Source organism: Pontixanthobacter gangjinensis, assembly GCF_009827545.1.
Taxonomy (GTDB): Bacteria; Pseudomonadota; Alphaproteobacteria; order Sphingomonadales; family Sphingomonadaceae; genus Pontixanthobacter; species Pontixanthobacter gangjinensis.
Window position 1 is genome coordinate 1,865,413 of the sequence record NZ_WTYS01000001.1, and the last position, 22,583, is coordinate 1,887,995.

At 54.9% G+C, this 22,583-nt stretch carries 19 protein-coding genes, 1 tRNA gene and 1 pseudogene; 3 read left to right on the forward strand and 18 right to left on the reverse strand.

All coding sequences use genetic code 11. The annotated features are described in order from the left end of the window. Positions 1 to 50: 50 nt before the first annotated feature. Positions 51 to 140: transfer RNA gene (locus tag GRI36_RS08790), tRNA-Ser, on the forward strand. A 27-nt stretch (positions 141 to 167) separates the two neighbouring features. Here GRI36_RS08790 and GRI36_RS08795 read toward each other — a convergent pair. The 7 genes and pseudogenes from GRI36_RS08795 to GRI36_RS08820 all read right to left on the reverse strand — a co-directional run bounded on the left by GRI36_RS08795 (position 168) and on the right by GRI36_RS08820 (position 5,530). After that, positions 168 to 896: a sulfotransferase-like domain-containing protein gene (locus GRI36_RS08795; protein WP_160598123.1), complete on the reverse strand. Its 729-nt coding sequence runs from the start codon at positions 894 to 896 to the stop codon at positions 168 to 170. Continuing rightward, positions 893 to 1,807, reverse strand: a complete 915-nt coding sequence (locus GRI36_RS08800; protein ID WP_160598124.1) for an aminotransferase class IV — start codon at positions 1,805 to 1,807, stop codon at positions 893 to 895. Before GRI36_RS08800 ends, GRI36_RS08795 begins: the two co-directional genes overlap by 4 nt. 246 nt (positions 1,808 to 2,053) lie before the next feature. Further along, entirely contained in the window at positions 2,054 to 3,466 is a 1,413-nt protein-coding gene (lpdA, locus tag GRI36_RS08805; RefSeq protein WP_160598125.1) for a dihydrolipoyl dehydrogenase, read from the reverse strand. A gap of 8 nt (positions 3,467 to 3,474) precedes the next feature. Continuing rightward, the gene (locus GRI36_RS13870) at positions 3,475 to 3,828 is read right to left on the reverse strand and encodes a hotdog domain-containing protein (RefSeq protein WP_235902419.1); all 354 of its coding nucleotides are present in this window, start codon (positions 3,826 to 3,828) and stop codon (positions 3,475 to 3,477) included. A 51-nt stretch (positions 3,829 to 3,879) separates the two neighbouring features. Beyond that, positions 3,880 to 4,062, reverse strand: a pseudogene (locus GRI36_RS13875) (helix-turn-helix domain-containing protein); the annotation flags it as partial. A gap of 4 nt (positions 4,063 to 4,066) precedes the next feature. Next, a complete protein-coding gene (locus GRI36_RS08815) occupies positions 4,067 to 5,350 on the reverse strand; it encodes a pyruvate dehydrogenase complex dihydrolipoamide acetyltransferase (RefSeq protein WP_160598127.1) in 1,284 nt (427 codons plus the stop codon). Between the two features lie 36 nt (positions 5,351 to 5,386). Continuing rightward, a complete protein-coding gene (locus GRI36_RS08820; protein WP_160598128.1) occupies positions 5,387 to 5,530 on the reverse strand; it encodes a hypothetical protein in 144 nt (47 codons plus the stop codon). Here GRI36_RS08820 and GRI36_RS08825 point away from each other — a divergent pair. Continuing rightward, positions 5,529 to 5,984, forward strand: coding sequence for a universal stress protein (locus tag GRI36_RS08825; protein WP_160598129.1), 456 nt, complete (start codon positions 5,529 to 5,531; stop codon positions 5,982 to 5,984). The two genes, GRI36_RS08820 and GRI36_RS08825, sit on opposite strands and share 2 nt — an antisense overlap. Before the next feature lie 4 nt (positions 5,985 to 5,988). Here GRI36_RS08825 and rnr read toward each other — a convergent pair whose 3' ends face one another. The 10 genes from rnr to radA form a co-directional block, all read right to left on the reverse strand. After that, positions 5,989 to 8,259, reverse strand: coding sequence for a ribonuclease R (rnr, locus tag GRI36_RS08830; protein ID WP_160598130.1), 2,271 nt, complete (start codon positions 8,257 to 8,259; stop codon positions 5,989 to 5,991). Between the two features lie 99 nt (positions 8,260 to 8,358). After that, on the reverse strand, positions 8,359 to 9,762 hold the full coding sequence (locus GRI36_RS08835) for a M20/M25/M40 family metallo-hydrolase (protein WP_160598131.1): 1,404 nt from the start codon (positions 9,760 to 9,762) through the stop codon (positions 8,359 to 8,361). 44 nt (positions 9,763 to 9,806) lie between these two features. Then, the gene (locus GRI36_RS08840) at positions 9,807 to 10,400 is read right to left on the reverse strand and encodes a DUF805 domain-containing protein (protein ID WP_160598132.1); all 594 of its coding nucleotides are present in this window, start codon (positions 10,398 to 10,400) and stop codon (positions 9,807 to 9,809) included. 26 nt (positions 10,401 to 10,426) lie between these two features. After that, on the reverse strand, positions 10,427 to 11,974 hold the full coding sequence (gene proS, locus GRI36_RS08845) for a proline--tRNA ligase (RefSeq protein ID WP_160598133.1): 1,548 nt from the start codon (positions 11,972 to 11,974) through the stop codon (positions 10,427 to 10,429). 59 nt (positions 11,975 to 12,033) lie between these two features. After that, entirely contained in the window at positions 12,034 to 12,588 is a 555-nt protein-coding gene (gene phaR / locus GRI36_RS08850) for a polyhydroxyalkanoate synthesis repressor PhaR (protein WP_160598134.1), read from the reverse strand. A gap of 101 nt (positions 12,589 to 12,689) precedes the next feature. Next, entirely contained in the window at positions 12,690 to 13,730 is a 1,041-nt protein-coding gene (gene alr, locus GRI36_RS08855) for an alanine racemase (RefSeq protein ID WP_328598369.1), read from the reverse strand. Further along, positions 13,730 to 14,782, reverse strand: coding sequence for a hypothetical protein (locus GRI36_RS08860; protein WP_235902210.1), 1,053 nt, complete (start codon positions 14,780 to 14,782; stop codon positions 13,730 to 13,732). Before GRI36_RS08860 ends, alr begins: the two co-directional genes overlap by 1 nt. Before the next feature lie 230 nt (positions 14,783 to 15,012). Then, on the reverse strand, positions 15,013 to 16,632 hold the full coding sequence (locus GRI36_RS08865) for an MFS transporter (protein ID WP_160598137.1): 1,620 nt from the start codon (positions 16,630 to 16,632) through the stop codon (positions 15,013 to 15,015). A gap of 475 nt (positions 16,633 to 17,107) precedes the next feature. Further along, positions 17,108 to 17,626 carry a CvpA family protein gene (locus GRI36_RS08875; protein ID WP_160598139.1) on the reverse strand — a complete coding sequence of 173 codons (519 nt, stop codon included), beginning with the start codon at positions 17,624 to 17,626 and terminating at the stop codon, positions 17,108 to 17,110. Positions 17,627 to 17,639: 13 nt separating this feature from the next. Then, the gene (radA, locus tag GRI36_RS08880; RefSeq protein WP_160598140.1) at positions 17,640 to 19,004 is read right to left on the reverse strand and encodes a DNA repair protein RadA; all 1,365 of its coding nucleotides are present in this window, start codon (positions 19,002 to 19,004) and stop codon (positions 17,640 to 17,642) included. Positions 19,005 to 19,074: 70 nt separating this feature from the next. Here radA and GRI36_RS08885 point away from each other — a divergent pair, with 70 nt between their 5' ends. Beyond that, on the forward strand, positions 19,075 to 21,405 hold the full coding sequence (locus GRI36_RS08885; RefSeq protein ID WP_160598141.1) for a patatin-like protein: 2,331 nt from the start codon (positions 19,075 to 19,077) through the stop codon (positions 21,403 to 21,405). On the opposite strand, the gene dnaJ is transcribed toward GRI36_RS08885, so the two are convergent. Further along, a complete protein-coding gene (dnaJ, locus tag GRI36_RS08890) occupies positions 21,402 to 22,523 on the reverse strand; it encodes a molecular chaperone DnaJ (protein WP_160599149.1) in 1,122 nt (373 codons plus the stop codon). The two genes, GRI36_RS08885 and dnaJ, sit on opposite strands and share 4 nt — an antisense overlap. Positions 22,524 to 22,583 lie beyond the last annotated feature (60 nt).

Consider the following 22,583-nt stretch of genomic DNA (forward strand, 5'->3'; position numbering starts at 1 on the left):
AGAATTATTCGTGACAATTCGCTCGCGCTTCGCTAGCCGCGCTTTCCAGCGGGCAGGTGGCAGAGTGGTCGAATGCACTAGTCTTGAAAACTAGCGAGGGTGCAAGCCCTCCGTGGGTTCGAATCCCACCCTGCCCGCCATTGACACCAAGCGCCTCTAACTGATGCTCATGGTGTTAGAGCAAACTCTCGCATCTCATCGTAATATGGCCTGCATTCTTCGGCCAGTTCAGCCGCTGCCCCTTCTAACTTCGGCTTTCGGCCGGGCTCAGAGGCAAATCCGCTCGATGCGGCGACTTTATCGTACCAATGCGTCGCCCAAATTCCGTCCGATGGTTTGATGCCTCGCTGCCAAGCCAGCATCGCTTTGTCCCACGGAATGCCAATTCGCGAACATAGTAATTTCAAATGACCTTCGGGGTCAGAGAGAAACTGAGTCGAATCAATTACTGCGGGAATTTCGCTGGCAGAGTTTTTCACCAATTTGAAATATTCGAGCTGACGATCATAACGCAGATCCTCGAACTTCACGGCAACGCGCTTCATTGCATAGCTCGCAATAACCCGCTCCGGTTCGCGGATTAGAAACGCATGTTTGTGGTCGGGAAAGTCGCTGATGCCTACATTACCCACCATATGGTGCGGCATATGCTTTTGATACCAAACCGCAGCATTATCAGGCGATGGGCCGCGCATCGCACTCGCGACGCTATCCCAATCGCAATCCATATCACCGATGATCTGGTCCGCCATGGGTTGAGGCTCGCCGGAATCCTTCAAATAGGCACCGTAAAATGGCTCATCACTGACCGCGCAATCGGAACGGGAGCCGAAACTGCGCATCATCGCGGTTGAAATATTCCTTGGACCAGACCACATTGCAATTCGGACAGTCATGCGGCTGTATCTGCATGAAGCCGAGCAAGATAAAGCTGCTGAAGCCGTTCGACCATTGGACCGCGTTCGGTGCTGATTTCGCGGCCATCAACTGTCCCCACCGGAGCAAGGCCAGCGAAGGTTCCGGTGGTGAAAGCCTCGTCAGCGCCATAGACATCAATCAGCGAAAAATTGCGCTCATAGACGCTAAGGCCTGCCTCGCGCGCGATCTCAATCACATTGGCGCGGGTTATTCCGTCGAGACAATAATCGCCGCTTGATGTCCAAATTTCTCCATCCTTCACAATAAAGAAATGCGTCGAGTTGCATGTCGCTATGAAGCCATGGGGATCAAGCATGAGCGCCTCATCCGCCCCTGCCTGGGTCGCCTGAATACAGGCTGTTATGCAGTTGAGCTTGCTGTGACTATTCAACTTCGGATCCTGGACATCAGGAAATCCGCGCCGCACATGCACTGTATAGAGATTGAGCATGTTGGTCGCGGTTTCGGGAACCGGGTCTTTCCATTCGGGAATAATTACGATTGTTGCTGGAGAAATGACCACGCGAGGGTCCTGGTAAGGCGTAGAGCGAATGCCGCGGGTTACCATCAGGCGGATATGAATTCCGTCGCCGTCCATATGGTTGGCCGAAAGGACTGCATAGAGCCGTTCAGTCAATAGCTCGGACGGGATTCCCACATCCATCGCAATCGCCTTAGCACCGCGGTAAAGCCGTTTTAGATGCCGATCAAGAAACGCGATCTTGCCATTATGAACCCGCAGTCCCTCCCAAACGCCATCGCCCAGCATGAACCCGCTATCAAAGACCGAAACCTTGGCTTCCGGCCTTGGAAAAAGCTCTCCGTTTATGTCGATAATAACCGCATCGTTGCGGCTATCGGCGATGTAGCTGTGTGTGCCCTTGCCCAAGTCTTAATTCTCCTCATCGGCCAAATTCCAACAGTCATCTTGTTGTGACATCGAAGCTTCCGGACCGCCATATCCTTGGCATCCCAATTCTCGAGCTACTTTGATAGTGAACGAAGCCAAGTCAACATTGACGGGTAGTATGCCGACATACCAGTCGGGCCGCTCTGGCCAGCCGGGCCGCTCTGGAGGCATTATCACACGAAATGTCCAAGCTCCCAGATATCAGCCGTCTTCCCAATTGCGATCTTATATGTGCAACGCCTTGCCATAGGCACTGAGCACACTTTCATGCATCATTTCGCTGAGCGTTGGGTGCGGGAACACCGTCTGCATTAACTCTGCTTCAGTCGTTTCGAGCTGCTTGCCAACGGTATAGCCCTGAATCAGTTCAGTCACTTCTGCGCCGATCATATGCGCGCCGAGCAATTCACCAGTTTTGGCATCGAACACAGTTTTTATGAAGCCTTCGGCTTCGCCAAGCGCGATTGCTTTACCATTGCCGATGAAAGGGAAGTTGCCAACCTTGACTTCATAGCCAGCGTCTTTCGCCTTGGCCTCGGTCATGCCGACGCTGGCGATTTGAGGATGGCAATAGGTGCAGCCAGGGATGTTGTTGCGATCGAGAGCGTGAGGGTGGACATCCTTGTTGCCTAGTTCCTGCGCGATGGCTTCGGCAGCGGTGACACCTTCGTGGCTTGCCTTATGCGCTAACCATGGCCCGGGAGTGCAGTCACCAATCGCCCAAAGACCTTTCGATTTTGTCCGGCCGTAAGGGTCAATCTGGATGAAACCGCGATCAAGATCAGCTAGTTTCTCAACCCCGATTTTCTCGGTGTTGGGAATGATGCCAATGGCGACGATCACGTGGCTGAATTCACTCTCGGTTACCTTGCCGTCCTTGGCCTTGATCTTGGCCTTTACGCCGCTTGCGCCGACTTTGATATCCTCGACCCCAGCGCCAGTCATGATTGTCATGCCTTGCTTGGTCAGTGATTTTTGGAGGAAGGCGGAAACCTCCGCATCTTCCACCGGAACCACTCGGTCGAGCATTTCGACCACGGTAACGTCCGCGCCCATATCGTTGTAGAAGCTGGCGAACTCAATCCCGATTGCGCCGCTGCCAATCACCAAAAGTTTTTCAGGCATTTCCGTCGGCGTCATCGCCGCGCGATAGGTCCACACGCGTTTTCCATCAGCCGGAGCAAAAGGCAAATCGCGGGCCCGTGCACCGGTGGCGACAATCACATGTTTGGCGGAGAGCTTTTCCTCACTCTTGTCTCCTTTGACAATTAGAGAAGTGGGGCCGGTCAGTGTGCCCTCCCCCATGTGCACAGTGATCTTGTTCTTCTTCATCAGATGGCCAATGCCCTGATTAAGCTGCTTAGCTACACCGCGAGACCGCTTCACAACCGCGTCCAGATCGGCCTCGATCCCTTGCGCTTTCAGGCCATAATCTCCGGCGTGCTGCATATAGTGAAATATCTCTGCAGAACGCAGCAGCGCCTTGGTCGGGATGCAGCCCCAATTGAGGCAAATACCGCCAAGGTTCTCGCGCTCGACAATCGCGGTTTTCAGACCCAATTGCGCGCAGCGGATCGCCGCGACATAGCCGCCGGGTCCGGATCCGAGAACGATAACGTCGTAGGAAGTATCAGCCATAAGTCTCTCTAGTGATTTGCCGAAAGCGCAGCAGCGTTCACCGCGCGCGGCTTGTTGACGTCGTTAAGCAGGACGAATTTGAAGGTCCCCTGCGCCACCTTTGTCTCCGCCTCGCCATTGCGTTCGCGGGCGATGGCTTCGGCGGTGATGGTGAGTGAGGTGGTGCCTGTAGTGGCAATGGCGCAATAGACCGACAGCTCGTCGTCCACCTGCATCGCGCCGGGGAAGGCGAAATCGGTTGCCGAGACGACCACCGCCTTACCCTTCCCCTCGCGGCTCGCGAGCGAACCCGCGCCGAGCGCCATCTGCGCCATCAGCCACCCGCCGAACACGCCGCCATAGGGGTTGGTGTCGGCAGGCATGGCCGTGACGCGGATTTGGGGGGCGCGTGAAAAGTGAACCCCGAGAAGTTCGACTACCTCGACGTCGAGGATCGAAGCGATTTTGCCGAGCACGGAAACCGAAATCTCTTGGTCGCCGCTTTCCCATCTGCTCACGGATGCTGCCGTGGTGTCCAAGGCGGTCGCGAGCTGATCCTGAGTTAGACCCCGCTGCGTGCGCCAATGACGAATTAAGTTTTGGGGACGTGCGCCCATTTACTCAAACCACCAGCCCCATCGGGTTCTCGCACAGCTGCTGGAAGGCCTGCATGAACTGCGCGCCGTCCGCGCCGTCGATGGCGCGGTGGTCGAAGCTGCCGGTGGCGCTCATCACGGTGGCGACGCCCAGTGCGCCGTCGATCACATGCGGGCGCTGCTCGCCTGCGCCGACCGCGAGGATCATCGCCTGCGGCGGGTTGATCACGGCGTCGAACTGCTTGGTGCCGAACATGCCGAGGTTGGAGAGCGAGGCAGTGCCGCCCTGAAATTCATGTGGCTGCAGCTTGCCGTCGCGTGCCTTGCCCGCAAGCTCCTTCATCTCGGTGCTGATCTGGGCGAGGCCCTTGCGGCCCGCATCGCGGATGATCGGCGTGATGAGGCCCGAAGGCGCGGCCACGGCTACCGAGATATCCTCGCGCGTGTACTGGTAGAGCTCGTCGCCCTGGAAGCTGACATTGCACAGCGGCACGCGCTGCAGAGCGCGGGCCTGCGCTTTGATGAGCAGGTCGTTGACCGACAGCTTGATGCCATCCGCCTCGAGGCTCTTGTTGAGTTCACTGCGTAGCTTGAGCAGCGCATCGAGGCGTACGTCCACGGTGAGGTAGATATGCGGGATGGTCTGCTTCGCTTCCGTGAGGCGGCGTGCGATGACCTTGCGGACATTGTTGAGCTTCTGCGCTTCGTAGGGTGCATCGAGATCGCCGCCGAGCGCTGTTGGCTTTGGCGGGGCAGCCGCTGCGGGTGCCGCTGCCTGTGCAGGAGTAGCATTAGCAGTACCGGGCTTAGCGCCTTCAACATCGGCCTTTACGATCCGTCCATTTGGACCTGAACCTGAAACCGAAGCAAGGTTGACCCCCTTCTGCTCGGCAATCCGTTTTGCGAGAGGAGAGGCGATGATTCTGTCGCCGCTTGGTGCAACCGCAGTTGCTGGCGCTGAACTGGCATTTGGTGCGGGAGCAGGAGCCTCTGCGGCTTTCTCTACCACCGGCGCAGGTGCAGCTTTTGGAGCTGGTGCTGCTGCCTTGGCCTCAGCCGGGTCTTCGCCTTCCTCAGCCAGAGTCGCGATAACAGTACCAACCTTCACGCCTTCGCTGCCCTCGGCGACATCGATGCTGACAATCACGCCTTCATCTACAGCTTCGAATTCCATCGTTGCCTTATCGGTCTCGATTTCGGCCATGATATCGCCGGAACTGACCGTATCGCCGACCTTTACAAGCCATTTTGCGAGTGTGCCTTCTTCCATAGTCGGCGAAAGCGCGGGCATCTTGATCGGGGTGGGCATATCTTCGGGGTCGATCCTATTTTGAGTGACGTTACGTCATGGCATGTCTCTGCCGAATTTGCGCCATTCGGGCAAGGTTCTTGCGCCGAATACGTTTTCATCGGATAAGTCATACAGCTTGGCAGCGGAAGAGCGCACTAGCGTCTTATCCCAGCCAAGAACGGGAAAGAGGGACTTCATGCGGGTTTATCTGGTGATAATGGATGATACAGATGAAGCGCGTAAGGCGCTCCGTTTTGCATCGCGCAGAGCCTTGGCGACGGGCGGTAGCGTGCACATACTTGCGCTCGTTTCGAAGCAGAATTTCAACGCATTCGGTTCGGTTCAGGCAACCATTGAACAAGAGGCTCTCGACCGCGCCGAAGTAATGGCCAGCAGTGCAGCGGGAAATCTTTTTTCTGAAAGCGGTAAAATGCCAGCAATCTCGGTCAAAACCGGCGAAGGTCAGGCGGTTATCAAAGAATATTTGGCCGATCATCCCGAGGTGGCCGCGCTCGTGTTGGGCGCTGCTGCGGACGGTCAAGCTGGGCCGCTAATCTCGCATTTCAGCGCGCATTCGGGCAGTCTGCCCTGCCCACTCTACATCGTCCCAGGCAATTTCTCGAATGAGGAAATCGACCGATTAACGGCATAATCCCTTAGCGCTTTTTCTTGCCCTGATGGCGGATATTCCCTGGTCGACCGCGCTGGCCTTGTTTGAATTTTGGCTTCGCGCCCGGTTTCCCGCCGGACTTCTTCCTGTCACGAAATTGCGGACGGTTTCCGCGAGCCTCGATCGGATTGCCATCTGAATCGAGCGGTACGAATTTGAGCGCGCCGGTTAGTGCGTTCGCCTCGCCCAATTTCAATTCGAGAATATCGCCAGGTGCGTATTTCTTGCCGCTACGTTCACCTTCTAGCGTTTGGGCTTTTTCGTCATAACGGAAATAATCGGAGCCGAGCGTCGAAACCGGCACAAGACCATCACCGCCAAGCCCGATTATCGTTGCAAAGAAGCCGAATGATTGAACGCCGGTTATGCGAGTTTCGAACGTCTCACCCACGCGGCCCGAAAGCCATGCGGCAACATAACGGTCGATAGTATCGCGCTCAGCCTCCATCGCGCGCCGTTCAGTCTTGCTGATTGCATCAGAAATTGCCGCTAAATCCTCGCGGTCTTTGTCAGAAAGACCTGAGGCTGGCGGAATGTCGCCTTTAGGCTTGGGTTGTTCCAGATCGTATGCATCGACCAGCGCCCGATGGACGAGCAAATCGGCATAGCGCCGGATTGGCGATGTAAAATGCGCATAGGACGCCAAAGCCAAGCCAAAATGGCCTGCATTATTCGGACCGTAATAGGCTTGCGTTTGGCTGCGAAGAACAGCCTCCATTACCTGAGCTTTTTCAGATTCGTCGGATACGTCTTTTAGCATACGGTTAAACAGGCTGGGGGTAACGACTTGCCCCAGCGCCAATTTCTTACCGAAGGTTTCCAGATATTCGCGCAAGGCCACCAATTTCTCACGGCTCGGTGTTTCATGGACGCGGTAAACAACCGGCGCAGTCTTTTTCTCAAGTGCTTTGGCCGCTGCGACATTGGCGGTGATCATGAAATCTTCGACTACGCGGTGCGCATCAAGACGTTCACGAACAGCAATTTCTGCAACTTTGCCTTGCTCATCAAGGACCACGCGTCGTTCGGGCAAATCTAGATTTAGGGGATCGCGCGCGTCGCGTGCTGCGGCGAGGACTTTCCAGCAATCCCACAAATTGACTAAATTTTGACTGGCCTCTTCGTCGTCAATCCGGCGTTGAGCCTCTTCATAGGCAATAACTTCGTCGATCCGCACAATTGCGCGGGTGAAGCGGGTCGAAGTCATTTTTCCAGTTGCTGAAATCGTGACATGGCAAACCATTGCTGCACGATCTTCGCCCTGTCTGAGCGAACATACATCCGCGCTAAGTATTTCGGGCAACATTGGGACCACCCGATCAGGGAAATAGACCGAGTTGCCGCGCTTGCGAGCTTCGCGGTCGAGCGCGCCGCCAGGGCGGACATAATGGCTGACATCAGCAATCGCGATTACTGCGTTGAAACCACCCTCGCCATCAGGTTCGGCCCATATCGCATCATCATGGTCGCGCGCATCGGACGGATCGATTGCGACGATTGGCAAGTGCCGTAAATCTTCGCGTTTGTCTTGGCTGAGGGGCAATTTCGCTGCAAGCTGCGCCTCTTCAAGCGTCGCCTCCGGAAAGACGTTCGGAATGCCGTGTTTGGAAATTGCGATCAGGCTGAAGCTTTTCGGGGCGAGCGGGTCACCTAGAACTTCGATTACCTTCACCCCGGCGCGTGGGCCTCGTCCTGCAGGCTCGACCATCACCAATTGTCCAGCCTCGGCAGCGCCAAGGTCGGAAATGGCAGTCGATGTCCTGATCCGCTTATCAACGGGGGCGAGCCATGGTTTGCCAGCCTCGTCCAGCTCGACCACACCCATCATGCCTTCGGTCTGGTCCGGTAACTTTTTCATGATCTCGGCGGTCCAACCGCTACCGGCTTCCTCCGTGCGGGCCAATATCCGGTCGCCGACTTTCAGTGCCGCATGGCGGCCCTTACTCTTCTTTTGTTCGAATATGCGGATGCGTGGTGGCGGGGAGCCGTCTTCGGGAGACCAGCTTTCAGGTATCGCGAAGGGTTGTCCATCGTCGATATCCATCACCTTCAGCACGGTGACTTTCGGAATGCCTCCCATCCGGTGATAGGCGGTGCGCTTGCCGTCGATCAGGCCTTCTTCGGCCATATCTTTGAGTAGCTTTTTCAGCGCTATCTTTTCCTGACCTTTCAGTCCGAACGCCTTGGCGATTTCCCGTTTGCCGACAATTCCGTCGGCGCTTTGCAGGAATTCGAGCACTTGCGCGCTCGTAGGCATTCCGTGTTGACGGCGGGGAGGAAGGCGTTTGTGGGACTGTTGGTCGGGTCGTTTTGGCATTAGCGCGCTATGGACGCGTGCCAAGTCGCTGTCACCCAATTAGTCGGTTTCAGATTCTTGCGGGATCGGTTCAAACGCTCCTGCTGGCACAGCACTGGCTGACGGGCCACTGCCATAAAATCCGATTGCCTGCACACCAAATATCCAATCATCACCGCGTTCTTTGACGATAAATCGGTGAGAGCGTTCAGATACAGGCGTTACCTCCTTGGTGGTAGAGGGAGTCTCGTACGACACCAGACCAAAATCTTGCGTCCAGTAAGGTTCATCGGGACGCCTGCCTACAATTGCATAGCCCGATGCGCCCGGAACGCCCTGCCATTCGAGCAACGTGTCCGTACGCACGGCCGCTTGCGCTGTCGGAGCGGGCGGCATTGGCACCTTGGCTAGCTTGTCCAAAGCCCTGACATTCAGTTGTGTCGCCTTCGCCAGATAGGCAAAATCCATCTCATCGGCCGTGTCACCATATGTCACGCCATCTTCAACCCGCAAATCTTGGTGCTGGTGCTCATAATCTTCAACAGCAACGGTAAACCGAATTGCAGGAAAACCTTTTTCAAGAAACGGAATCTGGTCCCCGCCCCTTCCCATCCGGTCAGTTCGCCATATTTGACGCACGTTCAGCCCGTCTGAATATTGGTCCGCCAGTTCGTCGAGCCAGCGTGACAAATTGCGACTTGGGCTATCATTTTCACCGCCATCACGGCGCTGTGCAGCCCGGACTGCATCGGTCAAATCAGCCCGTGGCCCTTCGGAAAAAACGCGGATATGTTCTGGATCGCAATAGCCATCAGAACCGCAGCTCCCGCCAACGATATCATTGTTGAGTACAGCTTTGACGGTCCAGCCTTGGGCTTCAGCATAGTCGGCCATCAAACGGCCGCCATACAGGCCCTGCTCTTCGCCAGACAGTAATGCATAGACGATAGTGGTGGGATATTTATGCTGCGATAAAACGCGAGCTGCCTCGATTACGAGGGCAGTGCCTGATGCGTCATCATTTGCGCCGGGCGCATCTATTGTGAAGTCTGAAACATCGGTTCCGCGGCTATCGATATGACCTTGGACAATAACCACTTCATCGGGACGTTCCGTGCCGCGCTGGATCGCAACCACATTGACCAGCCTTGTCGGAGTAGGGATTCGGCGCCCCTCGACCATCCGTTCAGGCAGTGCAATTTCAAGACATCCGCCGCACGCATCGCTAGCCTTACGAAACTCGCCCTCGCCCCATCGGCGCGCGGCTCCAATTCCGCGTACCGGGCTTTCTTGGTCTGACATGGTGTGCCGAGTGCCAAAACCAACCAGTTTCTCAATGTCCGATTTCAATCTGTCTTCGGATATTTTGGCCGCCGGGTCATCCGGATGGTCATCATGAGCGACAGTAGCCGCCGAAATAGATAGAGCAAATGATACGGCGACAAGCACAGGAATATTACGCATCCGGCATTTGTCGCCGCTCAAATCGACTTTGGCAAGACCCTTCCTTAAAGCTGTTGGGCAGCCTCACCATATTGATTGGAACCTTGCTGAGTCTTCAGGATCCCTATTACAATAACAATCAATACGGCCAGCCAACCAAGCAAATCTTGCGCGATCATGCCAACTTGAACGCCCGTTTCCAGATTGGCCTCGCGAGCTTCAATCGCTGCGCGCATGGTCTTATCAAGTCCGCCCAATTGCGAATATGAGAAATACATCCACACCAATTGCAAACCGAGCGGAATAACCAGCAACATCCCGGGAAGTCCGCTGTCATGTGCGCGCCGCACAAAGCTTGCGGACAGCAATATGATGTTCATTGCGGCAATCGCGAGACTTGTCTTCACAAGCGTAGTGGGCAGTCCGATTCCTATCATCTTTTCCAAAGCTGCCGCTTCCAACGCAGCGGAATTACCCGTCTGCGCGCCTGTGGCCGCAATTTCCCCGATAATTGAAAGAAACGCAGGAGCCACTGTTGCGATCAAGATGATTACATTGAGAAGCACAACGAACAAAAAATAAAACCAGAACACGGTCCGGCCATCACGGCCCTTGAAGTCCAAAAGGTGTTTAAGATTATATCCAATGGATCTAAACATTTTGCTCCCCTCCCCTTGTCGCAGGCTCAATAAGACCGGGCTACGTAGATGAACTCGGTCGCTGGCTTACCAGTGAAAATGCAGGTCCCGTCCGCTGGCGATGCGCCAAGTGGCACATTTCGAATAGTCAGCTTATGCGCTTTCAACTGTTCGACGACAGTGTCCAGTTCGGCGCCAGTTGGTTTGGACCATTGTACCTCGGCCCAGCCGGGATATTTTTGACCTTCACCGAAGAAATTCGCCAGGCCATCCATTGAAGTAATACCGGTGGTGATGTTGTCATCGCGGCGTTGGCGCGCTTGCTCGAACAAATTGCTCTGGATTTCTGCAAGCATCGTAGGGATCATCTCCGATAGCGCATCCTTGGATGGTGTGTGGAAATCGGGTTTGCCACTATCCCCCCAAAGCGCGTCACGGCGAAGCAAACTGACGATGCCAGCTTCCATATCGCGGCTTCCGACTTCGATGATAATCGGCGCACCCTTGCGAACCCAGTCCCAGCGCTTCGCAGCGGCCTTGCCGGGCTTGGTATCGAGCTGAACCCGCACAGTTTCACCGAGCGCAATTTCAGCCTTCAAAGCCGCACGAATTTCGTCGCAATATGCAACCAATGCATCGTCGGAACCGTCGTCTTTGCCGCGTAACATGGGAAGAATGACAATTTGCCACGGTGCAATTGTCGGCGGTACGCGTAATCCATCATCATCGCCATGCGTCATGATTACGCCGCCAATCATCCGCGTCGAAACGCCCCAGCTGGTGGTGTGGCATAGATCCTGTCCGCCATCGCGGTTCTGGAACTTAATCCCCGAAGCCTTAGCAAAATTAGTGCCAAGATAATGCGAAGTGCCCGCCTGCAATGCCTTGCCGTCCTGCATCATAGCTTCGATGGACCACGTCTCAACCGCTCCTGGAAAACGTTCATTCTCTGGCTTCTCCCCAGCAATTACTGGCATCGCCAAATCTTCCTCTGCGCAGGCGCGATACACTTCAAGCATCCGCAGAGTGTGCTCTTTGGCCTCGGCAGCATTCTCATGCGCTGTATGGCCTTCTTGCCAAAGAAATTCGCTTGTTCGCAGGAACATCCGCGTGCGCATTTCCCAGCGTACGACATTGGCCCATTGGTTGGTCTTTAGCGGCAAATCACGCCAGCTTTGAATCCAGCGCGCCATTGCGTCGCCGATGATGGTTTCGGATGTGGGGCGAACAACCAGCGGCTCTTCCAGTTTCGCTTCGGGGTCTGGAACAAGCTTACCCTTGCCATCGGCTATCAGCCGGTGATGCGTAACGACCGCCATTTCCTTGGCAAAGCCTTCAACATGCTCTGCTTCGCGTTCAAAATTGGACAGCGGGATGAAGATAGGAAAATAGCAATTGTCGTGGCCGGTGTCCTTGATCCGCTGGTCAAGCAGGCGTTGGATACGCTCCCAGATGCCGTAACCCCATGGCTTGATAACCATGCAACCACGGACACCCGATTCCTCGGCCATGTCGGCGGCTGAAATAACTTCCTGATACCATTGCGCGAAATCGTCGGCACGTTTGACCGAAAGGGCGTGGCGAATGTTTGACACGAGAATTCCTGAGTATGTTCAATAATTGAAAGCTAAGATTTTGCCATCAAAGGGAGGCTTTACCGGCCGATTTCGTCTAGTCTCTTTTGCATTTCGGCCATCTGCCGGCGCAATTCATCTATTTCGCTTTTCTGATCCGGTTCTTCCGGCTTTGAAGCTTCCTTGTTGCCGGGTAGAATTACCTGTCCAACGGCGCGCATGACGGCCAAGTTAGTTTCCGCAATCTTTGCTATCGGGTTGGTTGTCAGGCCTTCTTTGAGGGCCTCTTGTATCTTCGCTTGATTGGCGCGGAAATTTGCCATGCTCGCTTCGAGATATTGAGGCATCATCGACTGCATCGAATTACCGTACATAGCGATAAGATCACGCAGAAAACTGACGGGCAGCATTTGCTTTCCGCTGGCTTCTTCATCCATTATAATTTGGGTCAAAATCGAGTGGGTGATGTCTTCACCCGATTTTGCGTCGACAACCTCGAACTCAACGTTTTCGCGGGTCATCTTGGCCAAATCATCGAGCGTAATATAGCTTGACGACCCCGTGTTGTAGAGGCGGCGATTTGCGTATTTCTTGATGGTGACTTTATCACCAGGTTGCGCGTTGCGCTTAGCCATGATGGCACCTTTTTGTTGCGATTTTTGCTGCATTAGCACCTGCAGCAAGTGCAGTGCAACATCGCAAATCCGGTCATGCTCGGATTTGAGCGTTACCGCCGTCAGTTATTCCAACATCGTTCATAGCGAGCCCCAAGACTCGTGAGGACCTCGTATTGCGACAAATCGGACTGTTCTGACAATATTGGAAGGTCTAGCGGGCATCCGATCCAATCGCCCTCCTTCAAATGCGGTGCCTTTGCCAAGTCCAGAGCGACCAAGTCCATTGAAACGCGGCCCAACACTGGTAGAGATTGATCCTCCCAGCTCAGAAGGCCCGATCCTGAAAATCCTCTACCATACCCGTCTGCGTAGCCCAGAGCGGCAATCCCGATTGTCATTGGCCCATTAGCGGTAAAAGTGGCATTATATCCAACATGATCGCCTGCCATAATCTGCCGGACTTGTAGCAATCTGGTTTCCAGACTGCCGACAGGATTGATGCAATCGCTTAGCTCTGCGCGCGGAATTCCGCCATAGAGCGATAGACCTGGCCGAGTGAGATCAAAGTGGTAGCCGCCACCCAAGGCAATTCCGGCGCTGTTGGCCAAGCTTTTGCGATTATGGGGAACACTGTTTCCAATTGCTGTGAAGGCAGCCAGTTGTTCGGCGTTCTGAGAAACGTTTTCATCGGCAGACGCCAAGTGGCTCGCAAGCACATCAATTTCCAGACCCGACCAGTCAATTTCGGCCACCTCTCCGCAATTGATTCCCAAACGGTTCATACCAGTGTTGATCATGACATCGCACGGTTTTCCGCTGGGCTGCCACCTTTGCACTTGTTTCAAGGAATTGAGCATCGGCTTGGCGTTCGAACTAACCGCCAGTTCCATCTCATGCCCGAGAACCCCGTTGAGCACTGTCACCGAGCAGTCAGTGGTCAGCGCGGCAATCTCCTCTGCCTCCTGCCACGTCGCGACGAAGAAATCCCGGCAGCCAGCCTTAATCAAACGACTTACGACTTCGGTTGCACCAACGCCGTAAGCGTTAGCTTTAACCGCGGCCCCGCATGTTGTGCCTGCCAAGGGGATATTTCTGAGCGCGTTCCAGTTGCTGACCAGCCTGTCACCGTCGAACTGCACCTTTAGATTGCCGGTATGCACTATTCTTCCGCCCATCCGTTCAATGCTGGCGTAAACCGTTCGGGCAATTGACGATAATCGGCGAAAATCGCCTGGGCCCGCGAACTATTGTGCGTCCATTCGCGTCTGACGCCGGAAAATCTGGCTTTAGCAGCGGCGCGCTGGAAATCGAGCCACACCGCCGACAGCTCGCTAATATCGGAACTTTCCCAAACCGAGTAATATTGGTCTTGATCATTCGTGCAACGATAGAAGCGCATCTTTATTAGGGAACTGCGTTTGGTTTCCGAAAGGTATGCGTCGTCCGGCAATTCATCTGCGGTTTCTACGACATTCAGATACGGACGCGCCTTCTCGGCATTTCCCTCACCAATGTGCCCGCATGCCAATATCCAAGAGAATTCGCGGTCGCTGCCGGAAACCTTATAATTTAAGGACATGGTTTCGCCCTGCCGATATTCATCATAGGTTGGCTCGAGCAATTCCAACGCATCACGATGATGACCTGCCTCGGCGAGGTAGGCGGCTTGGTTGATCTTTAAATTGGTGAGGTAATCTGCTCCGACATCATGCTGACCCATGAAATCACTTAAGTAATCGGCGGCGGTCTGTGCGCCATCCGAATTCACTAAAATCGCTGCATAGGTTATCGCCAGCATAGTCAGGTCAAATTGGTCTGCGCTGTTTCTGCGGCGCTTGGGCGTCGCAATTTCATCAACTCGCTCCTGCAATTCCTTGAGCCCGGTTGTCGTATATCCGAGATAATCAAGCGACTTTGCTTGCGTGATGGATTGACGGGTCGAGGCACTAACCATGCGGCCATACATATATTCTGAAGGCGGAACATAGCCGTTGTCCTCGCGCAAAGTTTCGCGCAGTTTGGACAAGTCAGAACCCCATTTTTCCTCAGCTGCCGGCCAGAACTGTTCCATCCTTTTATATGACATAAATACCAGAGCAGCGCGTGTCTCTTTGATCGGGAACAATTGGGCGAATCCGAACATGTCGGCGCAAACAGCAATCTGCGCATAGCGTCCACTGTTGGTGATAAACCCCAAGCGATAGGGCCGCATCGTGCTCTCAACCGTCACTGATTTTTCGAGGCAATGCCGATTAAAGTCCTCACGATAAGGTCGATATTTGCGCTCAGAAGTGAATGCTGGGTAAGTTGGCCTTGGCACAGATGACATTTGCGGCGGAGGTTGCTTGATAGTGGTCTGATCTTGCGCAGCTAGAGGTCCGTAGGACAAACACGCTACCGCAGCGAAAGCTGGCAACAGCGATAAAATGGCTTTGGCCACGATTAGTCCTCAAAATCGCGTGGAGGCCCGCCAGGCAGGCCCCACCATGCGACCACCAACGCGACTGCTGTGAACACCCAAGTGTACCACAACCCCGAGTAGGCGTTGCCTGATTTGGCGATAATATATCCCGCGATCAGCGGCAGGAACCCGCCAAAATATCCCGCACCCAAATGGTAAGGTATCGACATCGAACTGTAGCGTATCCGCGCTGGGAACATTTCCGAAAGCAGCGCGGCAACGGACCCGTAAGTCAGTGCCGATAATCCGCCAAGCACTAGCAACACGGCGACGATCCCGATGATATTGAGCGCTCCGGGATTCTGGATCGAGAGGTCGTAACCCGCCTTTGTCAACGATTGTTCGAGAGCCGCGCGGCGCTCAGCTGAATTGGCCCAATCATAATTGTCGAGCGCTACAGGCTGCGCGCCAATCGTCATGCTAAGCGCTGCGCCCTCTCTCAACGTATATGGGACACCCGCATCGGTCAGGTCTTCCAGCAAATTGCCGCATTGTGTGGTTTGGACCTCTGCAAACGGATCATAGTCACAATTGGGCCCTTGGATGACAATCGGTGCAACATCAGCTGAAGCGTTCAGGCCCGGGTTTGCAAGCGCGCCAATTGCCCAGAAACAGGGGAACAGCAGGAATAACGTCAGAATGTTGCCAATAATAATCGGCTTTTTGCGGCCGACCCTATCTGACCAGCGGCCCACAACAATGAACAGGCTCATCGCGAGCAGCCCCGCTACAAAAATTATGATTTCGGCGGTTAGCGGTGCGACCCGCATGGGACCTTTCAAGAATGAAAGGGTCGAGAAAAACGCAGTGTACCAAATTACGGTCAAGCCAACTGCAACGCCAAATAAGGCTACAAAGATACGTTTCTTATTGCCGGGATAGGTGAAGCTTTCGACAAATGGATTGCCCGCAGTCTCGCCGGCTTCTTTCATCGCCTTAAACACGGGGCTCTCGGAGAGTTTCAGACGCATCCATAGGGAGATGAATAGGAGGATGATCGAGAGCAGGAACGGAATGCGCCAACCCCAAGCGGCAAATTCCTCAGCCGGGATGAGCGCGCGGCAGGTCAACACCACCGCGATGCTGAGCACGAAACCGCCGACCACGCTGGCCTGAATGAAGCTGGTGTAAAAGCCACGCTTTTCTGGCGGTGCATGTTCTGCAACATAAATTGCCGCCCCGCCATATTCGCCCCCAAGCGCCAGGCCCTGTAATATGCGTAGCAAAATCACAATTATCGGTGCGGCGATACCGATTGTCGCAGCGTTGGGAATCAAGCCAACACCAGCTGTGGCTATGCCCATTAAGGTGACTGTGACGAGAAAGGTGTATTTGCGCCCCAACCTGTCACCAAGATAGCCAAACAGTACCGCGCCTAACGGACGGAACCCGAACCCAACCGCAAAACCTGCCCACACCATCAGCAGTTGCAGTGTTTCATTATCTGAAGGAAAAAATGCTGCACCAATCAGGCCCGCAAGCGTCCCGTAGATGAAAAAATCATACCATTCGAAGATGGTACCGGCCGACGAAGCGGCGATAACCAGCCTGATTTCCTTCTCGCTCGGCTCGTGCATTACTGGTGCAGTTGTCTCGCTCATGGTGTTGCGACCTTCCCCTGAATTCTCCGTCAAACGCTCTAGCCAGATGTTTGCGTATTGCAAAGCGCTTCACTGGCGGCCCTCCACGGCAGCAAGATCGCCTCATGCCTGCCCGGATAATTCCGTGCCGCATCCAGTAATTCGAGGCGGGGCCAGTCTGGTATAGGGCCATCAGCGCTAAGCCAATTTTGTATTGTTCCATGATAGCGTTGCGCATCGGCCCCGTTCTGACCTGTTGCGGCTGCAGCAAAGATCGCGGCTGCAGCCTGACCCATGGCACAGGCGGTTACATTGAAACCAATCGCGAAGATCTGATTAGCGCCGTCCATGCTAAGGCTAAGCTCAAGCGAACTGCCACACGAACGTGAACGTACTTGGGCATTGAATTGAGCGAGAGGGTCTAACGGGTAATTTGCCAACTCGGTCGCAAGCGCCAAAATTTTTGAAGTGTACAGTTTGCCCGACCCGCTGGCGGTCAATTCTCTTCCTCTTCAGAACGTAAAACCGATCTGCGCTGTTGGATCATCTGTACCAATGAATCAGTGCTGGCATTCACGACAGGATAAGTACGCGCGGTGGTAATCCATGTGGGCCTGCCAGCGATACCCCAAGCGGTATCATAACCAAGCACCAACAGCGAGAAGGCAAGCACCACTATCAGCGCGCCCTTGATCGCGCCGAATCCAAACCCCAGCACGCGATCAATCGGGCCAAGAATTGAAGCGCGCGACGCGTCCCCTGCCCGTCCCGCGATTAGTTTCATAGCCGCATATGGCACCAGCAACAGCAAGGCGAAGGCCAGCACAGCAACGGCGGTGGTCCAGCCCAAATAGCCTCCCATTGCGTGATAGAGCGGCGTATGTAGATAATGAATCGCGAAGAGCGCCAAAATCCATGCTGAAAGCGAAAGCACCTCCTGCACCAAACCGCGCATAAATCCGCCGACAGCTGCAACGCCGACTATAATCAGGACGATAATATCAAAACCGGTCATTATGGGAACCGATTTATTGCGAACCTACGACTTGGTCAACGAGGTTCGCCAATTGTTTTAGTCCGTGATATTTAAGACCCGATTTTTCGTCCGCGTCAAAAGGTCCGCAACCACTCTTGAAACCTAGCTTGGCGGATTCTTTCAGACGCAGCCCGGCATGGGCCACGGGCCGTATCTCGCCAGCCAGAGAAACTTCGCCAAACCAGACACTTCGCGTTGGTAACGGCTTGTCTGCAAGCGCAGAAACCAGAGCCGCTGCGACGGCTAAATCCGCCGCTGGATCGGACAGGCGATATCCTCCAGCCACGTTCAAATAGACTTCTGCAGAGCTGAAATTTAATCCGCAGCGCGATTCCAGCACCGCCAGTAACATCGCCAAACGGCCATTATCCCAACCAACCACAGCGCGGCGCGGCGTCGCCCCGCTTTGCAAACGAACAATCAATGCCTGAACTTCGATCAAGACCGGCCTTGTGCCTTCCAGCGCGGGGAATACTGCGCTTCCGGCGAGCGGCTCGTCACGGCCCGACAGAAACAGCATTGAGGGATTGGATACCTCCTCCAGCCCCGCGCCAGCCATTGCGAATACGCCAATTTCATCAACTGCGCCAAACCGGTTCTTGAGCGCACGCAGGATCCGATATTGATGGCTTCTTTCACCTTCGAAGCTCATCACCACATCGACCATATGTTCCAGAACCCGCGGCCCTGCGATGCTGCCATCCTTGGTCACATGTCCGACAAGAACCATCGCAACGCCGTTCTCCTTGGCATAGCGGATAAGCTCGAAAGCACATCCGCGCACTTGGCTAACAGTGCCCGGGGCACCCTCGATGGTGTCCGAATGCATCGTCTGGATCGAATCGATTACCAGTAGAGCGGGTGCATCCATACCGTTCAGCGTCGTCAAAATGTCCCGCACAGAAGTGGCCGCGGCAAGTTTTATCGGCGCATCTGCCAACCCCAACCTTGACGCACGCATCCTTACCTGCGCTGCAGCTTCTTCTCCGCTGACATAGACTGTGGAGCCGCCAGCCTTGGCGATCTTAGCGGCGGCTTGTAACAGCAATGTCGACTTGCCGATGCCCGGGTCGCCTCCCATTAAAATCGCAGATCCGGGGACAAGTCCGCCGCCCAGTGCACGATCAAATTCCGCTAAGCCCGTCGGACGACGTTTGAGTTCTTCCCCAGGTGCATCAAGATCGACGAATTCTACTGCCCGCCCACCGCTGCCCAGATTATGTTTTTGCGAAAAAACAGTTGCGGGAATATCCTCGCTCAGCGTGTTCCATTCCGCGCAGTCCGGGCATTGCCCCTGCCACCGGTGCGAAACCGAACCACATGCCTGACACACGTACCGCTTTTTTGCCTTTGCCATAGATTGCCGATAAACGGAACATACAAGGAACGCAATTGCCAAAAGTGTTTTTGCCAGCCACAACACTGGCATGAGGCAAAAAGAACTCCGACTTGCTCTGATTTGTTACGGCGGAGTCAGCCTAGCGGTTTACATGCACGGCGTGACCAAAGAGGTCTGGAAGCTCGCCAAAGCAAGCCGAGCATTTCACGCAGACGAGGCCCGTTCCGAAGGCGTGCAAGGCGTTTATCGCGATATGCTCGAATGCATCGAAAAAGACCACGGCCTGAAATTGCGTGTACTGCCTGATATCCTGACAGGAGCGAGCGCAGGCGGTATCAACGCAGTATATCTCGCTCAGGCAATCCATTCAGGGCAATCGTTGGAACCGCTGACAGAGCTTTGGCTCGAATGCGCTGACGTTGACCGCTTGGTTCATCCTGACGCACGGCCGATGTGGCGCTTTGCCAAGTTCTGGGCGCAACCTTTTGCAAGCTGGCTGCTGAAGCGACCGGGCAATGCGGTATCGGAGAGCGTTGCACCCGAAACCCGCGCTGAGGTGCGGCGGAAGGTTTCTCACTTGGTCCGCGGGCGGTGGTTCGAGCCACCTTTTTCGGGGCTCGGGTTTTCTAAATTGCTTCACAGCGCGTTGACCGCAATGGAAAAAGCACCATTGGAAAAACCACTGCTGCCACCGGGTCATCCGATTGATTTGATGGTCACCGCGACAGATTTTCGCGGTCATGTAGAGATGCTCCGGCTCAACAGCCCGGCCATTGTAGAGGAAAGCGAACACCGGCTGCCGGTCAGCTTTAGCGCGAACGTGCCGAGCGAACCCGGTCAGCCCCTGGCCAATCCCCTCGAATTAACTTTCGCCGCCAGAGCCACAGCAAGTTTTCCCGGTGCCTTCCCGCCTTTGCAACTTCAAGAGATTGACAGTCTAAAGAAAGCCCGCGGCACTGAATGGGCAAATAGAGAAAACTTCTGCCAGCGAATTATGCCAGTGCATTGCAAAAATGGTGTCACAGAGAGCGTCGCCTTAATTGATGGTTCGGTGCTGATTAATGCGCCATTCGGGGCGGCAATGAACGCGCTAAAGGGTAGGCCTGCACAGCGTGAGGTGGATAGACGGTTTGTATATATTGATCCCCGCCCAGACCGGTTTGATGCAGCAGACGAGAAACTAAAAAAACCGGTTGGATTCTTCGCGGCCATATTCGGCTCACTTTCCGCCATTCCGCGTGAGCAACCCATCCGCGATAATTTGGAAGAATTGGAAGAGCAGTCACGCGAGGCGCAAACTTTGCGCAGGATGGTGATGGCACTTCGGCCCGAAGTCGAACGCAATGTCGAAAAGCTGTTTGGACGCACGTTGTTCCTCAATGGCCCAACACCTAAACGCTTGGCCGGATGGCGAAATAAAGCCCAACAAGCGGCCGCCATCGGCAGCGGTTTCGCGTTCAGTTCTTACGCCCAGGCGAAATTTACCGGTATCGTCGAGGAGCTCGCCCAGATCACCTTTGACGCGGCCACAGAATTGGGGTTGCCAGATCGGGCACCAATAAGCGCTGCTTTGTTTGCGGAATTGGACCGCCGGGGCCTCAACATTCTGTCTGGCGAGAATGGGCGTGCAAGCGAGGCTGCAATTAATTTCTTCCGCGCGCATGATCTCGGTTTCCGGATCAGGCGGTTACGCTTGCTAGCACGCCGACTTGCCCGCGATTGGGAAGCAGATCCGGATATTCCGGATGAGGCTTTAGAAGCTGCGCGCAAGACAATATACGACATCCTTGCATTGTATTTTGAACAAGAGAAACCTCACAATTTGGGGGAAGAGTTTCCTGCTCTGGCAGCGAATGTCTTGCAGGAACCCGGGCCGGTCTTGCACCTCTTGGCCCAACGGCGCTTGCTTGAGGAAACCGATCAAAGAGCAGAGGAAATGCTCTCAAAATCGCTTGAATCCATGCCGGAAGACCTGCGCCGCAGAATGCTGCTGACTTACCTCGGTTTCCCATTTTATGACGTCGCGACGTTTCCGCTGGTACGGAACAAGGGTCTCACAGAGTTCGACCCGGTCAAGGTGGACCGAATTTCGCCTGACGATGCGAGGTCAATTCGAGACGGGGGCACTAGCGCCACCTTGCGCGGCACGGAATTCTACAATTTCGGCGCATTTTTCAGCCGCGCCTACCGGGAAAACGATTATCTTTGGGGCCGGCTCCATGGGGCCGAGCGAATGATTGATTTGATCTGTTCCACCCTCGATGCTCACCAATTTGAAGGTCATGAGGGCGTCCATCAAATCCAGCGGTTCAAGCGGCAGGCATTTCTAGCCGTTCTGGATGAAGAGGAAGACCGGCTGACCGCCGATCCTCGCTTGCTCAGCCAGATACGCTCGGAAGTTCTTGAACGCCTGGGTTAAGCGCCAAAAACGTCTTTTAGCTTGTCGAAGAAGCCCCGGCTTTCCGGGCATTCATCACCGGTTTCCGTGTCGCGGAATTGCTGAAGAATTTCCTTCTGCGCTTTGCTTAGTTTGGTCGGAGTTTCGACCGCAATTTCAACTACCAGATCACCTCGGCCGCGACCTTGCAGCACGGGCATACCTGCACCGCGCACACGCAATTGCTTGCCAGATTGGATGCCTGCGGGAATATCGACCGAGTTGGTCTCTCCATCAAGGTCGGGAATTTCAACACATCCGCCAAGCGCCGCGGTGGAAAAACTGATCGGAACGCGCGTGAGCAATGTTGTGCCCTCTCGTTCGAATACAGAATGTTCCTTAATATGAATGAAGATGTACAGATCGCCAGCTGGCGCCCCGCGCGGCCCCGCTTCGCCCTTGCCTGACAGCCTGATCCGTGTCCCTGTATCAACACCTGGTGGAATCTCGACTTCGAGCGCCTGCGCCTGATCGGAGCGGCCCTCGCCTCGGCAGTCATCGCACGGTTTTTCGATGACTTCGCCGCGCCCGTTGCAGTTTGGGCATGGGCGTTCGACCACAAAGAAACCCTGTTTTGCACGAACTTTGCCGTGGCCATTGCACAAATTGCAGCCGCGAGTGCCAGTGCCCGGCTGCGCGCCTGAACCGCTGCAAGTCTCACAGCTTTGGGAAACTTCAATTTCGATTTCGGTCTTTTTGCCGTGGAATGCATCACCAAGGTCGATCTGCATGTCATAGCGCAGATCTGCCCCCCGGCGTGGCTGTTGCCGGCCGCCACCGCCGCCAAATGCGCTGCCGAAGATTGTTTCGAAGATATCGCCGATATCGCCAAAATCACCCTGCTGGCCTTGGCCTCCACCACCCATTCCCTGTTGGAATGCCTCATGGCCGAAACGGTCATATGCCGCGCGCTTTTGTGGGTCTTTCAGACAATCATAGGCCGCGCTGACCGATTTGAACTTCGATTCCGCTTCAGCGTCACCTGGATTGCGGTCCGGGTGGCATTGCATTGCGATCCGGCGATAGGACGATTTGATCGTCTTATCGTCAGCATCACGCGAGACTTCAAGAAGCTCGTAAAAATCTATGGTTGAAGACATCGTTTCATCCCAAACCAGTCCGCCATCGGTGCCGGTAAGCACCAATGGCGGTTCCAGTTT

Coding starts and splice junctions, on each gene's coding strand:
- GRI36_RS08795 (WP_160598123.1), bottom strand. CDS start 896: ATGACTGTCCGAATTGCAATGTGGTCTGGTCCAAGGAATATTTCAACC.
- lpdA (WP_160598125.1), bottom strand. CDS start 3,466: ATGGCTGATACTTCCTACGACGTTATCGTTCTCGGATCCGGACCCGGC.
- GRI36_RS13870 (WP_235902419.1), bottom strand. CDS start 3,828: ATGCCTGCCGACACCAACCCCTATGGCGGCGTGTTCGGCGGGTGGCTG.
- GRI36_RS08815 (WP_160598127.1), bottom strand. CDS start 5,350: ATGCCCACCCCGATCAAGATGCCCGCGCTTTCGCCGACTATGGAAGAA.
- GRI36_RS08825 (WP_160598129.1), top strand. CDS start 5,529: ATGCGGGTTTATCTGGTGATAATGGATGATACAGATGAAGCGCGTAAG.
- GRI36_RS08820 (WP_160598128.1), bottom strand. CDS start 5,530: ATGAAGTCCCTCTTTCCCGTTCTTGGCTGGGATAAGACGCTAGTGCGC.
- rnr (WP_160598130.1), bottom strand. CDS start 8,259: ATGCCTACGAGCGCGCAAGTGCTCGAATTCCTGCAAAGCGCCGACGGA.
- GRI36_RS08835 (WP_160598131.1), bottom strand. CDS start 9,762: ATGCGTAATATTCCTGTGCTTGTCGCCGTATCATTTGCTCTATCTATT.
- GRI36_RS08840 (WP_160598132.1), bottom strand. CDS start 10,400: ATGTTTAGATCCATTGGATATAATCTTAAACACCTTTTGGACTTCAAG.
- phaR (WP_160598134.1), bottom strand. CDS start 12,588: ATGGCTAAGCGCAACGCGCAACCTGGTGATAAAGTCACCATCAAGAAA.
- GRI36_RS08860 (WP_235902210.1), bottom strand. CDS start 14,782: ATGCGGCCCTATCGCTTGGGGTTTATCACCAACAGTGGACGCTATGCG.
- GRI36_RS08865 (WP_160598137.1), bottom strand. CDS start 16,632: ATGAGCGAGACAACTGCACCAGTAATGCACGAGCCGAGCGAGAAGGAA.
- GRI36_RS08875 (WP_160598139.1), bottom strand. CDS start 17,626: ATGACCGGTTTTGATATTATCGTCCTGATTATAGTCGGCGTTGCAGCT.
- radA (WP_160598140.1), bottom strand. CDS start 19,004: ATGGCAAAGGCAAAAAAGCGGTACGTGTGTCAGGCATGTGGTTCGGTT.
- GRI36_RS08885 (WP_160598141.1), top strand. CDS start 19,075: ATGAGGCAAAAAGAACTCCGACTTGCTCTGATTTGTTACGGCGGAGTC.
- dnaJ (WP_160599149.1), bottom strand. CDS start 22,523: ATGTCTTCAACCATAGATTTTTACGAGCTTCTTGAAGTCTCGCGTGAT.